Source organism: Izhakiella capsodis (genome assembly GCF_900115045.1).
Taxonomy (GTDB): Bacteria; Pseudomonadota; Gammaproteobacteria; order Enterobacterales; family Enterobacteriaceae; genus Izhakiella; species Izhakiella capsodis.
This window is the reverse complement of record NZ_FOVC01000011.1, coordinates 109,889-124,626: the sequence shown is the minus strand read 5'-3', so window position 1 is coordinate 124,626 and position 14,738 is coordinate 109,889. Positions and strand designations below refer to the sequence as shown.

The 14,738-nt window shown below is 50.1% G+C and carries 11 protein-coding genes, 2 pseudogenes and 1 riboswitch; of the genes and pseudogenes, 4 read left to right on the top strand and 9 right to left on the bottom strand.

The features are described 5' to 3' along the window. Positions 1-331 precede the first annotated feature (331 nt). Positions 332-1,198: a glutamate racemase gene (gene murI, locus BM191_RS14100; protein WP_092879262.1), complete on the bottom strand. Its 867-nt coding sequence runs from the start codon at positions 1,196-1,198 to the stop codon at positions 332-334. Next, positions 1,143-3,012, bottom strand: a pseudogene (gene btuB, locus BM191_RS14095) (TonB-dependent vitamin B12 receptor BtuB). Before btuB ends, murI begins: the two are co-directional and overlap by 56 nt. Positions 3,013-3,101: 89 nt before the next feature. Further along, positions 3,102-3,290: riboswitch (cobalamin riboswitch) on the bottom strand. Positions 3,291-3,388: 98 nt separating this feature from the next. Here btuB and trmA point away from each other — a divergent pair. Further along, the gene (gene trmA, locus BM191_RS14090) at positions 3,389-4,498 is read left to right on the top strand and encodes a tRNA (uridine(54)-C5)-methyltransferase TrmA (RefSeq protein WP_092879260.1); all 1,110 of its coding nucleotides are present in this window, start codon (positions 3,389-3,391) and stop codon (positions 4,496-4,498) included. 36 nt (positions 4,499-4,534) lie between these two features. Here trmA and BM191_RS14085 read toward each other — a convergent pair whose 3' ends face one another. Both BM191_RS14085 and fabR read right to left on the bottom strand, forming a co-directional pair. Beyond that, a complete protein-coding gene (locus BM191_RS14085; protein WP_092879258.1) occupies positions 4,535-4,894 on the bottom strand; it encodes a YijD family membrane protein in 360 nt (119 codons plus the stop codon). A gap of 5 nt (positions 4,895-4,899) precedes the next feature. Further along, positions 4,900-5,553: an HTH-type transcriptional repressor FabR gene (gene fabR / locus BM191_RS14080; RefSeq protein WP_092879256.1), complete on the bottom strand. Its 654-nt coding sequence runs from the start codon at positions 5,551-5,553 to the stop codon at positions 4,900-4,902. Positions 5,554-5,743: 190 nt separating this feature from the next. Between fabR and sthA the strand changes: the two genes are divergently transcribed. After that, a complete protein-coding gene (gene sthA / locus BM191_RS14075) occupies positions 5,744-7,144 on the top strand; it encodes a Si-specific NAD(P)(+) transhydrogenase (RefSeq protein ID WP_092879254.1) in 1,401 nt (466 codons plus the stop codon). On the opposite strand, the gene oxyR is transcribed toward sthA, so the two are convergent. Continuing rightward, positions 7,127-8,044 (bottom strand): DNA-binding transcriptional regulator OxyR, encoded by a 918-nt coding sequence (gene oxyR, locus BM191_RS14070; protein WP_092879252.1) that lies wholly within the window; start codon positions 8,042-8,044, stop codon positions 7,127-7,129. The two genes, sthA and oxyR, sit on opposite strands and share 18 nt — an antisense overlap. Before the next feature lie 196 nt (positions 8,045-8,240). Here oxyR and BM191_RS14065 point away from each other — a divergent pair. Then, positions 8,241-8,788 (top strand): annotated as a pseudogene (locus tag BM191_RS14065) (glutaredoxin domain-containing protein); the annotation flags it as partial. 112 nt (positions 8,789-8,900) lie between these two features. On the opposite strand, the gene argH reads toward BM191_RS14065, so the two are convergent. Genes argH through argC form a run of 4 tightly spaced genes read right to left on the bottom strand, consistent with a single transcriptional unit; the run spans position 8,901 to position 13,359 of the window. Then, positions 8,901-10,274 (bottom strand): argininosuccinate lyase, encoded by a 1,374-nt coding sequence (gene argH, locus BM191_RS14060; protein WP_092879250.1) that lies wholly within the window; start codon positions 10,272-10,274, stop codon positions 8,901-8,903. Positions 10,275-10,314: 40 nt separating this feature from the next. Then, entirely contained in the window at positions 10,315-11,529 is a 1,215-nt protein-coding gene (locus BM191_RS14055) for an argininosuccinate synthase (protein ID WP_092879248.1), read from the bottom strand. A 32-nt stretch (positions 11,530-11,561) separates the two neighbouring features. Continuing rightward, the gene (gene argB / locus BM191_RS14050; protein ID WP_092879246.1) at positions 11,562-12,338 is read right to left on the bottom strand and encodes an acetylglutamate kinase; all 777 of its coding nucleotides are present in this window, start codon (positions 12,336-12,338) and stop codon (positions 11,562-11,564) included. Between the two features lie 10 nt (positions 12,339-12,348). Beyond that, positions 12,349-13,359 carry an N-acetyl-gamma-glutamyl-phosphate reductase gene (gene argC, locus BM191_RS14045; protein ID WP_092879243.1) on the bottom strand — a complete coding sequence of 337 codons (1,011 nt, stop codon included), beginning with the start codon at positions 13,357-13,359 and terminating at the stop codon, positions 12,349-12,351. Between the two features lie 177 nt (positions 13,360-13,536). Here argC and argE point away from each other — a divergent pair, with 177 nt between their 5' ends. Continuing rightward, positions 13,537-14,688, top strand: a complete 1,152-nt coding sequence (argE, locus tag BM191_RS14040; protein WP_092879241.1) for an acetylornithine deacetylase — start codon at positions 13,537-13,539, stop codon at positions 14,686-14,688. Positions 14,689-14,738 lie beyond the last annotated feature (50 nt).

Here is a 14,738-nt window from a genome sequence, read left to right as displayed (position 1 = left end):
CGTAATGAATTTACGTGTTCACTCTTCAAGACTTGATACATCAAATAGTTTTGCGATATCAATCCTGCGAGTGCCCACACAGATTGTCTGATAAATTGTTAAAGAGCAGTGCGACGCGGCGCTGAGCCTGCTGTCGCGAGGTGGCGTATATTACGCTTCACCGCTGAAGAGTCAAGGTTTTTTTCCTTCCCTCTCACAAGAAAATGAATCACTTCATTACCTTGCTGACCCGACCGCGTTACCGCTTTACCGTGTCAGTGGTGGCGCATTATAGGCAGCTGACAAGCGCTGGCAAGCGCTATTTACAAAATTACAATTAACTGCCGTTTTTTTACTCATTAAGTGAGCGAAGTGAGAGTTTTTCCAGCGTTTCAAAACCATAACGTTGTAAAACGGGTAAAAGTTGTACTGCTGATTCATCCAGACGCAAGCAAAATGCCCGACATGGATCAGCAGAGCAGGCATCCGGAGCTTCATTCGCCAGCAGCCATGCGGTACGTCGCGCTATCGCAGCACCAGAATCAATTAACCGCGTTCCTTCAGGCAATACTGCCTGTAACTCTTCACTTAACAGAGGGAAATGCGTACAACCAAGCACCACGGTATCAGGTGGTTCAGCCATACGTAGCCAAGGTTGAAGTATGTGACGAATATCGTTAAGAGATATAGCCTTACCATGCAGCTTTATTTCCGCCATTTCAACTAAATCCGCAGAACCCAGCATCTCCGTCTTGCATTCATTAGCAAAACGAGAGATCAGCTCATGCGTATAGGGTCGTTTAACTGTACCACGCGTTGCCAGAAGCCCCACGACACCGTTACGCGTGAGTCTTGCTGCAGGTTTAATCGCGGGAACGACCCCAACGACAGGGAAAGCAAAGTTCTGTCGCAGTGCGGGCAAAGTGACGGTACTGGCCGAGTTACATGCAATGACCGCCAGCGCCAGAGGGTAGCGCCGGGTGACGGCATCAACGATTTGTACTACGCGATCAACGATAAACTCTTCGGTTTTTTCCCCGTAAGGAAAGGCTTCATTGTCGAAGGCATACAGGTAGTGCAAACCGGGTAGCAGCTTCCTGATTTCATCATAAACAGAGAGTCCACCGACGCCAGAGTCAAATACCAGCACGGTGGGACGAAGATCAGAAGGTGTAAGTTCCGTTAACGAAGTACTCTCTTCCGGGAGTCTGATAGCCATACGCTGTCTCGTAATCTTTATCGAACAGGTTAGCAATTCTACCACGAACAGTCAGATGAGAGGTGATTGGATACGATACGGCAAGATCTACCGTACTATATATAGCTGGGCAGGCGACGCTGCCCGGTCGAGTATTCACTGGTGTTGTTGTCGTAGCGTTGGCCAACGTATTGGTAAATAGCATCCATATCGAGGTCATACAATGTCACCCTAACCTGATATTTAAGCTGCTGACGGGCACGACGAGCCAGGGCTTCATCGTCGGAGTCACGACGCGCATCCAGATATGTAAGCGTGAGCTGATGACTCAGTGGGCCGGTATCGATCTCACCGGTCCACTCAACACCCTTCATCGTTGCTGATTTCACGTTGTAATATCCCCCCTGGAAGGTTACCGGATTGCTAGCATAATCAATCATGTTTTCAACCTGATTATGCCAGGCCGCCAGCCGCCAGGTCAGCGGTTCGCTAACACCATCGAGGTCAGCTTCCCATTGTCCCGACTCTTCAGGCTTCAAATTGGGATTGGAGGCAATATCGAACCTTTTTTGCCCGTGAAGCTGCCCGAGCGTAGGCGATTCGAATCCCGTACCATAGGAAAATGTCAGCTTATAAAAAGGGATAAATTCCCAGGCGGCAGCGGCCTGCCAGGTACCATGACGACCAAAGTCTTCGTTATCGTCACCGCGAACAGAACCTTCCAGAGTAACCGTTCCCAGCTGTTGCTGTGTGGTCAGGTACGCCCCGCTATTGTTCTGCTGATAGCGATCGCTTTCACGAGCAGACGTAGAAAAACTCTGCCCGACCGAAAGCAGACGTTGATGCTTCCAGTCCATACCTGCAGTAACCATCCCTTGACCTAGCCGCAACGTATTTCCCCACTGCAGCGTACGCTGTTTCATATCGTCGAGACTGGTGCTATCGGCATAGCGGCCTTCGGCAGTAACGTAATTCAGCGCTTTGTATTTTTGATAGCTGGCAATCAGCTGCGAAGCGTAGTCGCCGCGATTAAAGCGTAAACCGGCATCATAACTATGATTATAGACTTGCTGCGCATCTTGTCCGCCAAAAGAGCCCGCATCATAATCAGTGCCCGCACCATAGCCATAACCACGAAAGAAAGCTGAGAAGTTTTGGTTAAAAGTATGATCAATCCCAGCCCAGAAAGCTTTATTGTTCCAGCCGTCGCGATCACTATCAGCCGGCCAGGTTGAATTGGGTTGAATATTATAACCTACAGTTTCCTGAAACGAGCCGGTCACTGTAATACGCGTATCTTTGGTAACATTTTTCGTGAAATTACCGCTAAATTCCTGATAACGATCGGAGCCGGCATCCGCGGAGATACTGGCATTATCATCATGAGTTTGGATAATAATGTTAATCACACCGCCAATCGCATCGGCACCATAAACAGCTGAGTGAGGACCACGGATAAACTCAACGCGCTGGACCAAAGAGATAGGAATTTGATTAAAATCAGCGACGCCAGTGATACCGGGTTTAGCCAGCGGGATACCATCCACCAGCACCAGCGTGTGGCGCGCTTCGGAGCCGCGAACATAGAGCGAAGCACTCTGACCGACACCACCATTCTGTGCAATATCCACGCCTGGCAGGCGATGCATGACTTCCACCAGATTTTTAGACTGCCAGAGTTCAATTTCATCTTTTGTTACCACCGTCGATGAAGCCAGAACGGAAAAAACAGGCTGAGCGAAACGGTTCGCTGTGACAACCATTGTGTCATCATTTTCCTGTGCCAAGGAATAAGGCGCGCAGAAAGCAGCCGCTGTGGCGCTCAGCACACACAAGGGATATTTTTATTAATCATGTATGCGTATCCAAATCAAAACTCAGGTTGCCAGAGCATACGGCGGGGAGAACGCGATGTCCGGACGAGGCATACCCAACACTAATAGCATCTTCGGGTTTAACGTCATAAACGACAGCGACTTCCCATCACGAGAAAAGTGTCTGTACGGAACGGTTCTCATGGCACGAAATACCGCTGCGCGCCAGCTCCAGATTTAAACTGAATGCCTGTTTCACCTGATACCGATGCGGGCATGCTACAATCGCCGCAGATAGAAATCCAGGCATCTAAAAATCGCTTAATTTCAGGTACTGGACATCATGGCCTGAATCCCTAAAATTCCCACTCAGTTTAATGGACAACCTGGACACTTCATGACCCCCGAAATTCTGCCAGTGGAACACTATGACGACCAGCTTGATAAGAAAGTCAGGCACTTAAACGTGCTGATGGCGCCATTTAATGCGCCCAATATTGCGATATTTCGTTCGCCAGCCAGCCACTATCGAATGCGCGCAGAATTTCGAATCTGGCATGATGGCGATGATCTTTATCATGTTATTTTTGATCAACAGACTCACCAACGAATTCGGGTCAATCAGTTTCCGGCAGCGAGTACGCTAATCAATCGCCTGATGCCGGAATTAATAGAACGGATTCGCCAGCACAGCGTACTGCGACGCAAGCTGTTCCAGATAGATTACCTTTCCACCCTGAGCGATCAGATCGTGGTAACACTTCTTTATCATCGACAGCCAGATGAAGAGTGGAAGACCGCCGCCATGATACTTCGTGACGCGTTGCGTGAAGCCGGCTTCCAGCTTCAGCTGATTGGCCGGGCAAATAAAACGAAGATATGTCTTGATCGGGATTACGTTGATGAAGTACTGCCAGTGGCAGGTCGTCATTTAATCTATCGCCAGGTGGAGAACAGTTTTACCCAACCCAATGCGTCGGTAAATATTCTGATGCTGGAATGGGCGCTGGAAGTCACTAAAAATTCGCGTGGCGACTTACTTGAACTGTATTGTGGTAACGGCAATTTTTCTCTGGCATTAGCGCCAAACTTCCGCCGCGTACTGGCAACCGAAATCGCTAAGCCATCGGTTGCTGCAGCCCAATTCAACATCAGCGTAAACCAGATTAATAATGTACAAATCATTCGCATGGCGGCGGAAGAATTTACCGCCGCAATAAATGGTGAAAGAGTTTTTAAACGCCTGCAGGGAATAGAACTGAAAAGCTATGAATGCGAAACTATTTTTGTTGATCCGCCCCGTAGTGGACTGGATGAGGCAACGGTAAAAATGGTGCAGGGTTATGCGCGTATTCTGTATATTTCCTGCAACCCGCAGACACTATTCGAGAATTTGAAGGTGTTGAGCCAGACTCATGAAATTACGCGCCTGGCGTTATTTGATCAGTTTCCTTACACGCACCATATGGAGTGCGGCGTACTACTGGAACGTAAAGCTAAGGCTTGATAAGTGGCGGTGCCACAACCGGCACCGCTGGCGTCATTAACGTCCTGATGTCGAACGACCCTTTACACGCAGACCGATCCAGAAAACTATGATCACCATCAGGATCGAAGGTACAAAGTTTGAGCCAATATCAGGGTATTCAGCGCGAACGATGGCACTATAAAGTAGGATACCCAGCAGAAAAAAAGCCGCCGCCAGGGATGGCAGGCCGTCCGGCATTGAACGGTTTAGATAGCGCTGATGCAGACACCAGGCGGATAAGCCCAGCGCAATGGCGGGAAAAAGAGAAAAAGGCACATAAGCGCTGAAGAACGCAGAAAAAGTTCCATTCATTGAAAGTCCGGTAAGAAACGCCAATAGCAGCGTACCTTTATCCCTGGCAGTAACCAAACTCATATTGCTTACCTTTTTTGATTGGCCTCTGAGCCCAAAGAAACCGCCAGCTTTTCCTGCTCCCGACGATACCAGTAGCAGGCGCCTTTCGAAATCATTCGCAGCTGCAACACCAGGCGATCTTCTAACTGGCTACGCTGTACGATGTCAATATCCAGCGCTTCGGCACCGGCGTTAAACACGATAATAACCATCGCTTCGGCCTGTGCTTCTATGAAGCTACGCGGCATACGATTTTCCAGCTCCAGATAATCAGCCAGTTCGGCAATAAAATGCTGGATTTCACGCGCGACCGCGGCACGAAACGCTGCGGAAGTACCAGAGCGCTCACGCAGCAACAAGCGAAATGCATTGGGGTTGTTGCCAATGAACTCCATAAAAGTCGACACCGAAGTTTTAATGATGCTGCCACCCTTGGCGATGCGCTGACGAGCCTGACGCATCAGCTGGCGCAGCATCAGACCGCTCTCATCAACCATCGTCAGCCCTAACTCATCTACATCACGAAAATGCCGATAGAATGACGTGGGCGCGATCCCCGCTTCGCGGGCAACCTCTCGCAGGCTCAGGCTGGCAAAACTGCGCTCCGCACTTAATTGGCTGAATGCGGCTTCGATCAGCGAACGCCTCGTACGCTCCTTCTGTTGCGCCCGAATGCCCATTTTTGTGCCTGTTTTTGTTGTCATCTTTGCACTATATCAAAATTATCAGCGTACAGTCCGCCAAACTTTGTGAACGGCTGTTAACATCACACATTGTCAAACAGTACAGTCTGGAAGAGTTAGAATTAGGAACTGACCTACTTGATGTTAAAATTCCGTTGTAGAATTTTATATAAAAGGACGTACTGGTATGCCACACGCTTACGATTATGATGTCATTGTGATTGGTTCTGGCCCTGGTGGAGAAGGTGCGGCTATGGGCCTGGTTAAAGGCGGCGCTCGCGTTGCGGTCATTGAACGCTATCACAACATCGGAGGAGGCTGCACCCACTGGGGAACCATCCCTTCCAAAGCACTTCGCCACGCGGTTAGCCGTATTATTGAATTTAATCAGAATCCCCTTTATAGCGACCACACTCGCTTATTACGCTCTTCCTTTGCCGATATTCTGAACCATACAGAAAACGTTATCAGCCAACAGACGCGTATGCGTGAAGGCTTTTACGAACGCAATCGCTGCGAGCTGTTTCAGGGTGACGCTAATTTTATCGACGCGAATACAATTGAAATTGAATCGCATGATGGCACTCGTGAGCGTCTGACGGCAGAAAAATTTGTCATCTCCTGCGGCTCGCGTCCTTATCATCCTGCCGATGTCGACTTTACCCATCCACGTATCTACGACAGCGATTCAATCCTTAACCTTCATCACGAGCCCGATCACGTAATTATTTATGGCGCAGGGGTTATAGGCTGCGAATATGCGTCCATATTCCGTGGACTTAACGTTAAAGTCGATTTAGTCAACACCCGCGATCGACTGCTTGCCTTTCTTGACCAGGAAATGTCCGACTCGCTCTCATACCACTTCTGGAACAGCGGCGTAGTTATTCGTCATAACGAAGAGTTCGAAAAAATTGAAGGGATGGACGATGGTGTCATCCTGCATCTCAAATCAGGGAAAAAGGTGAAGGCTGACTGTCTGCTATTCGCGAATGGACGCACTGGCAACACCGATACTCTGACACTGGATAAGGTGGGGTTGGAAGTAGACAGCCGGGGACTGCTGAAAGTAAACAGCATGTATCAAACCGCGCAGCCACATATTTATGCCGTGGGCGATGTTATTGGTTATCCTAGTCTGGCATCCGCCGCATATGATCAGGGTCGCATTGCTGCTCAGGCAATTATGAAAGGCGAAGCAACGGCTCATCTGATTGAGGATATTCCAACGGGAATTTATACCATTCCTGAAATTAGCTCGGTGGGTAAAACTGAACAGCAGCTGACGGCAATGAAAGTACCCTATGAAGTAGGTCGCGCTCAGTTTAAGCATCTGGCTCGGGCGCAGATCGTCGGCATGAATATCGGAAGCCTGAAAATCCTTTTCCATCGCGAAACCAAAGAAATCCTGGGTATACACTGCTTTGGTGAACGTGCGGCTGAAATTATTCATATCGGCCAGGCTATCATGGAGCAAAAAAATGGCGGTAACACGATCGAGTACTTCGTAAATACCACCTTTAATTATCCGACGATGGCCGAAGCCTATCGCGTTGCGGCGCTTAACGGCTTAAACCGCCTGTTTTGAAATAGCATCCATATGCTGCTGCATGTGCGTTTTTATCGCCTCAGCCAGCTGCTCATAACGATTACGCAATGGTGAACCTGGGCGGTAAATCAGCGCGATAGTACGTTGTGGCTCTGGCTTATAGCAGTCGATATAGCATACGCCGTCGCGCACCCTTTGGTTGGGCACCGCCAGCGCTGGCAGCAGGGTAATTCCACTGCCAGCTGCTACCATGTTACGCAGCGTCTCCAGGCTAGTTGCACGAAAATGCGTGTCTTCGTCGGCACCGGCTTCAAAACAGAATCCCATTGCCTGGTCACGCAGGCAATGGCCGTCTTCCAGCATCAGCAACTTCTCGCCTGCCAGTTCGGACATCGCGATACGCTCACGATCATGCCACGGGTGATTTTCATAAATAGCCAGCTTCATTGGCTCATCAAAGAGCGGAATTTCAATGAAAGCTTCAGATTCTTTTACTAACGCAAGAATGGCGCAGTCGAGCTTGCCGCTATCAAGCAGGGCCAGCAGCTGCTGGGTTTGCGCTTCATGCAGATACATCTCCAGTTTTGGGAAGGTATGATGCAGCATCGGAATTATCTGCGGCAGCAAATAGGGGCCTACGGTGGGAATGAGTCCAATATGCAGCGGCCCGGACATACTTTCTCCCTGCTGACTGGCCATCTCCTTCAGTACCTTTACCTCACGCAGCACGGTACGTGCTTGCTCAACAAGCAGCAGTCCAGCCTGAGTAAACAGTACTTTACGACTTGTGCGCTCCAGCAACATCACGCCCAACTCATCTTCAAGCTTACGAATTTGCCCACTGAGCGTCGGCTGGCTCACATGGCAAGAATCAGCCGCACGACGGAAATGGCGATTCTCCGCCAGCGCAACCAGATACTCTAAATCACGTATGTTCATGCATTCCCTCCCAATTACGATAGTCCATAACGATAGATAGAATAGCAATCAACGATTAGCCCTATCAAGCTAAGAAAGCAATAATACCACTCAGAAGTGTAGTTTACAGTTAAACAACATTGAGGTTTCGTAGTATATATGTCAGTCAGGAAGGGAAGTATGTTGCACAGGCCACATTCCACATCACCACGAGCAGGCTGATATTTTAAACAGTATGGCGAAGACAGCATTCTTTGCGTGTCAGTGAATCACACCTTTGTGATGAACGCATGGCAGGCCGATCAGCGTGCTTAAAATATCACCTCTGTTCCGGACGGCAATGGTGACTTCACTCGCAGTATGAACTTGCTGGCTGAATGTCTGATTTTGGCTTTGGGCTGCGCTTATGGCGCTACTCAATGCCGGTACGCAACGGCATAATTGAGAAAATGTTTGTTAAACCAGAGAAGTCTGGCGATCCGTTCGAATTCTCAGGCGTTGATACCCTGCTGCGTTAACTGGCACCTGAGTTTCGCGTACAGGAGTCTGTCTCGCTGTTTACCAAGCCCGGCTGCATATTTTTAGCAAGGCAAAACAGATATTGATCGATCGCGGCATTCGTTATGAAGAAATTATCTTGGGTGAGGATGCCACCACCGTAAGTCTGAGGGCAGTATCCGGCCAAACCACAGTGCCCAGGTGTTCATTGGCGGGCGACATATTGGTGGAAGTGAAGATTTGGAGCGCTACCTGAAAAACGCCTGAAGAATCCGGGGACATGACGCAGTTGTCGCGTTTAGACTCTCTGGTGTGCCTTAGAGAAGTAATAATAAAACTGAAGCGAAAGTTTTGGCGGGCCAAAAGCCCGCCCTTTTTTTTACCTCAGCCGATGTCTGGCTTCAGTAATTGCCTGCGCCACCTGATACGGTGACACGCCGCCTTTCGCATTGCGCTTATCAAGACAGGATTGCAATGCAAGATACGGGTAGACATCTTCCGCGATAACCGGACTGAAAGCCTGAAAGGTTGTCAGATTCAACGTTTCCAGCGCCACGCCTTGCTTGAGTGCCGCCACAACAACTTCGCCGACAATGTGGTGAGCCTCACGAAACGGCACGCCTTTCGCGACCAGATAATCCGCCAGCTCCGTTGCGTTTGCATAGCCCTGCTCAGCCGCTTCCTGACAGCGTGAACGCTTCAGTTGAATACCATCAAGAACCAGGGTTGCCATATGCAGGCAATCGGCCCAGGTATCGAGCGCATCGAACAACCCTTCCTTGTCTTCCTGCATATCTTTGTTGTAAGCCAGCGGCAAGCCTTTTAGGGTCATCATCATGCCGGTGAAAGCGCCTTGCACCCGACCGCATTTGCCACGAATCAACTCCAGCGCATCGGGGTTTTTCTTCTGCGGCATCAGCGAAGATCCTGAGGTAACGCGATCAGAAAGCTCAATGAAACCGGCTTCACCACTATTGAAGAAAATTAGATCTTCGGCAAAGCGCGACAGATGAATCATGCTGATAGAAGCATCTGACAGCAGTTCCAGCACGTAATCACGATCAGAAACACTATCAAGGCTATTGCGTGTCGCACCAGCGAAACCTAGCCGGCCGGCCAATTGTTCGCGATCTATTTCATAGGCGGTGCCAGCCAGCGCGCCGCAGCCGAGCGGACTGACATCAAGCCGCTTGAGGGTATCCTGCAACCGACTTTCATCCCGCGCCAGCATCTCAACATAGGCCAGGCACCAGTGGGCGAAGGTAATCGGCTGAGCCCGCTGCAAATGGGTATATCCCGGCATCACGACGTCTTTATTTGCTTCAGCGGTTGCCACTAACGCTTTTTGCAGTTCACGCACGGCGTTAAGCAGTCCGGGAAGCTCGGCTTTACACCACAGCTTCAAATCGGTTGCGACCTGATCGTTACGGCTGCGTCCGGTGTGAAGCTTTTTACCGAGCTCACCAACCTTGTCGATTAACTTGCCTTCAACCCAACTGTGAATATCTTCAGCATCGCTGTCCAGGATCTGCTGTGGATTTGCGCGCACCTCCTCAAGCAATACCCTTAGCGCCGATTCCAGCTGCTGCTGTTCGTCAGCGGTAAGTACGTTAACGCTGACCAGCGCATTGGACCAGGCCACGGAGCCAATGATGTCCTGCTCAGCCAGCCGGTAATCAAAACGCAGTGAGTCATTAAACTGCTTGAACCGCTGGTCAGCTGCCTGCGTAAAGCGTCCACCCCAAAGAGCCATAGTCATGCTTCCTTATACCTGGTCAGTTAACGAATATGCCTTACTTTTTTTCGTTCAGTGCGCGAATACGCGATGAAAGCGAGAACAGGCGAATAAAGCCCCCCGCGTGGCTTTGATCGTAAACTTCGTCTTCGCCAAACGTCGCGAAGGCTTCGGAATAAAGGCTGTTTGTCGAGGTTTTTTGCAGAGCATTAACGTGGCCTTTATACAATTCCAGCACCACTTCACCATTCACATCCTGGGCCAACGATTCAGCGGAAGCCTGAAGTGAGCGGCGAAGTGGCGCAAACCAGCGGCCATCATACACAACATAAGACATCTCCAGGCCCAGCTGCTGACGCCATTTGAAGCTATCGCGATCTAATACCAGCTGCTCAATGGCACGCAGGGCAGCCATCATGATGGTGCCTCCGGGTGTTTCGTAGCAGCCGCGCGATTTCATGCCAACCAAACGATTTTCTACAATATCGATACGGCCAACGCCGTGCCTGGCACCAATAACGTTCAGCTTTTCCAAACATTGATAGGGGGTGAGGGCTTCACCATTAACCGCAACGACTTCACCTTTTTCGACTTTTACGGTCACTTTTTCTGCCTGATCTGGCGCTTTTTTCGGATCAACAGTCCAGACCCAGCAATCATCATTATTAGCGTTTGCCGGACTTTCCAGTACGCCACCTTCGGTAGAAATATGCCAGGCGTTCTCGTCGCGGCTGTAAATTTTTTCCAGCGATGCAGTCGTCGGAATGTTGCGCACTTTCAGATAGTCCAGCAGGGCTTCGCGTGAGCGCAGATCCCACTCACGCCACGGAGCCACCACCTTTAATTGGGGTGCAAGGGCGGTGTAGGTTGATTCGAAACGTACCTGGTCGTTACCTTTGCCGGTCGCACCGTGGCACAGAGCGTCAGCTCCTACTTTCAGCGCCAGCTCTACCTGTGCTTTGGCAATAATCGGTCGTGCCATTGAGGTACCAAGTAGATAGGTACCTTCATATAATGCGCCGGTTTTCAGCACCGGATAGACGTAATCACGGATAAATGCTTCACGCAAATCGACCACGTAGCATTCTGATGCGCCGGATTGCAGCGCTTTTTTTTCTACGCCGATCAGGTCTTCGCGATCCTGACCAATATCAGCTACGAAGGCGACTACGTCGCAACCGCCGTAGTTTTCTTTCAGCCACGGAATAATCGCCGAGGTATCCAGACCACCTGAATAAGCGAGGACGATTTTCTTAATAGCTTGATTATGCATGTCTAATTTTCCTTGAATACGATTTCGAATTATTAAGCCAGAATACGAGTACCAATCGGCACACCGTTAAACAGATCGTGGAGCAATTCAGCATGGCGCCAGCTGGCGATATCAACTGGCCTTCCGAGAATACGCGCTGCGTCAAGCGCTGCATTCACCTTCACAATCATGCCGTCAGTAATGATGCCTTCATCAATAAGCTGCATGGCCTTTTCTGTAGTCATTTCCTCAATACGCGTTTTATTCGCATCAAGGATGCCGCTTACGTCAGAAAGCAAAATCAAATCGGCGCCCAAGGTCCCTGCCAGCGCCGTCGCCGCCTGATCGGCGTTAACGTTCATCAACTCCCCCTCTGACGTAATGCCAATGGAGCTGACGATCGGCAGAAAATCGGCCGCCAGCAGAGCGTTAAGTAACGCCGGGTTGCCGAATGTTGCGTCACCGACGTGTCCAAGCGCAGGATCAAACTGCGCCACTCGCACGCTATCTCCGTCGCCCAGGCAGAGACCCACGCTGCTGATCCCCTGCTTTTTCGCCCAGGCCAGAAGCCTTTTATTGGCGGTCCCCGCCAATGCGCCGGTAATTATATCAATCTGGTCGGCAGGCGTTACTCGCAGACCATTCTTCTTGGTAACCGGTAGTCCGAGTTTTTGCATCAGCTCATCAACCAGATAGCCACCGCCGTGTACGATGAGTAATGGACGACTGTGTGCAGCACGGTACGTCACTAAAGCGTCAAACAGCCGGGTCAGCGCCTCATTGCTGTCCAGTATTACGCCACCCAGTTTAATAATCAGGGGAGTTATCATCGGTCGCTACCTACATATAAACCAGAGATTCGGTTTCCGGGAAACCAAAACGAATATTGAGACACTGCACCGCCTGTGAAGCCGCACCTTTGAGCAGGTTATCGATGGCGGAAATCACAATCAAATGTTCTTCCTGCACCACAAAGCCAATATCACAATACGGCAGACCCGCTACCGATTTGATTGAAGGCACACCCTTATCATATATCCTCACCAACGGCTTATCTTGATAAGCATTGTGAAACGCTGCGGCCACATCCTCATGTCTGACAGTCGGTTTCAGCCGACAGGTAATCGTTTCCAGAATACCACGCGAAAAATTACCCAGATGCGGTGTAAAAATGACCGATGAACCTAAATGACTGATGATTTCTGGCTGATGACGGTGGTTGAAAATACCGTAGGGTTGCAGGCTCACCTCACAAAAGCTGGTTGTTATGCTGGCTTTACGTCCGGCACCACTTACGCCACTGACGGCATTAATAACCGGCCACTGCCCATCGTTGATCAAGCCAGCTTCCAGCAGAGGTCTCAGTGCCAGCTGGGCAGCGGTGGGATAGCACCCCGGCACGGCTATCAGCTGCGCCTCTGCGATCTGCTGATGGTTCCACTCGGCCAAACCGTAAGCCGCCTGGCTTAACCAGTGCGGATACTGATGGCTGAAACCATAAAACGCATCATAAAAACCCGGTTTGCTAACACGGAATGCCCCAGACAAGTCAAATACCACGCAGCCAGACGCGAGGAATACCGGTGCCAGGTCATGGCTGACCTCATGGGCGGTAGCAAGAAATACGACGTCAACCTTACTGGCCCAGGTTGCGGCATCATTCAGCGGCTCCAGCCTCAGATCTATCACGCCTTTCAATTGAGGATGCAGATCAGAAAGTAGTTTTCCGGCATCGGGGCTTTGCGCTGAAACGGCTAAAGCGGTTAAGGTCATCTGTGGGTGTCGGTTGATATAAGTCGCCAGCTCTACGCCAGCGTAACCGCTGGCACCAACAATCAGCGTATTCAACATCAGATTCCGTACCTTTGTGGTTCATGAAATGACGGGTTGCAGCGAAGCACGCAGGCTTCCCTCGATGCAATGCAGAAAAGTCGTCACTAAGCGTTTTCATCTGCATCTAATTATTGTATTTTTATTCACTAATACTGCATGAATATTGATACTATCCTAACGCAAGGACTGTCAACAGTGAAGATAAAATTACCACCCTTTATCGAGCTATACCGTGAGCTGATTGCCACACCATCAATCAGCGCAACCGAGAGTGCACTCGATCAGAGCAATGAAACTTTAATCAACCTGTTGGCCGGATGGTTTCGCGATCTCGGTTTCACCGTTGAGGTTCAACCGGTCCCTGGCACGCGTCATAAATTCAATCTGCTGGCTAAAACCGGCAGTGGCGCTGGCGGTCTGCTATTAGCAGGACATACTGATACGGTGCCCTTTGACGATGGGCGCTGGACGCGTGATCCCTTCTCCCTGACAGAGCATGACAATAAGCTGTATGGCCTCGGCACAGCCGACATGAAAGGCTTTTTTGCTTTTATTTTAGATAGTCTGCGTAATGTTGATATTTCAACGCTGAAAAAGCCGCTCTATATTCTGGCAACGGCGGATGAAGAAACCACGATGGCCGGAGCGAGATATTTTTCTGAAAATACCCCCATCCGTCCTGACTGCGCCATTATCGGCGAGCCAACCTCATTAAAACCGGTGCGCGCTCACAAAGGGCATCTCTCAAATGCCATTCGTATCCAGGGTCAGTCTGGACATTCGAGCGATCCGGCGCGAGGCGTTAATGCGATTGAGCTGATGCATGACGCGATCGGTCATCTGATGCAGCTACGTAATACGCTGCAAGAACGTTATCATCACACAGGCTTTGCCATTCCTTACCCCACGATGAACTTCGGTCATATCCACGGCGGTGACGCCGCGAATCGCATCTGCGCTTGTTGTGAGTTGCATATGGATATCCGCCCACTGCCTGGCCTGACATTAAGTGATTTAGAGGGTTTATTAAACGAAGCGCTGGCACCGGTAAGCGAACGCTGGCCGGGCCGCCTGACTGTCAGCGCACTGCATCCGCCCATACCCGGCTATGAGTGTCCACGTGAACATAATTTAATCAAGGTGGTTGAAAAACTGTTAGGTACGGAAACGGAAATCGTCAATTACTGTACCGAAGCGCCGTTTATCAACGAAATTTGCCCGACGCTGGTGTTAGGACCAGGCTCAATCAATCAGGCACATCAGCCGGATGAATATATCGACATGGCATTTATTAAGCCGACCCGCGAGATTATTAGCCAAGTCGTCAACCATTTCTGCCAGCATTAGGCAGAAGCCGGGGTATATGATTGGAAAATGACGACTTACCCCGGATATTT

What these genes read in the sequence shown, in the direction of transcription:
- murI (WP_092879262.1), bottom strand. Translation starts at nt 1,198, where the DNA reads ATGGCTATCAGACTCCCGGAAGAGAGTACTTCGTTAACGGAACTTACA.
- trmA (WP_092879260.1), top strand. Translation starts at nt 3,389, where the DNA reads ATGACCCCCGAAATTCTGCCAGTGGAACACTATGACGACCAGCTTGAT.
- BM191_RS14085 (WP_092879258.1), bottom strand. Translation starts at nt 4,894, where the DNA reads ATGAGTTTGGTTACTGCCAGGGATAAAGGTACGCTGCTATTGGCGTTT.
- fabR (WP_092879256.1), bottom strand. Translation starts at nt 5,553, where the DNA reads ATGGGCATTCGGGCGCAACAGAAGGAGCGTACGAGGCGTTCGCTGATC.
- sthA (WP_092879254.1), top strand. Translation starts at nt 5,744, where the DNA reads ATGCCACACGCTTACGATTATGATGTCATTGTGATTGGTTCTGGCCCT.
- oxyR (WP_092879252.1), bottom strand. Translation starts at nt 8,044, where the DNA reads ATGAACATACGTGATTTAGAGTATCTGGTTGCGCTGGCGGAGAATCGC.
- argH (WP_092879250.1), bottom strand. Translation starts at nt 10,274, where the DNA reads ATGGCTCTTTGGGGTGGACGCTTTACGCAGGCAGCTGACCAGCGGTTC.
- BM191_RS14055 (WP_092879248.1), bottom strand. Translation starts at nt 11,529, where the DNA reads ATGCATAATCAAGCTATTAAGAAAATCGTCCTCGCTTATTCAGGTGGT.
- argB (WP_092879246.1), bottom strand. Translation starts at nt 12,338, where the DNA reads ATGATAACTCCCCTGATTATTAAACTGGGTGGCGTAATACTGGACAGC.
- argC (WP_092879243.1), bottom strand. Translation starts at nt 13,359, where the DNA reads ATGTTGAATACGCTGATTGTTGGTGCCAGCGGTTACGCTGGCGTAGAG.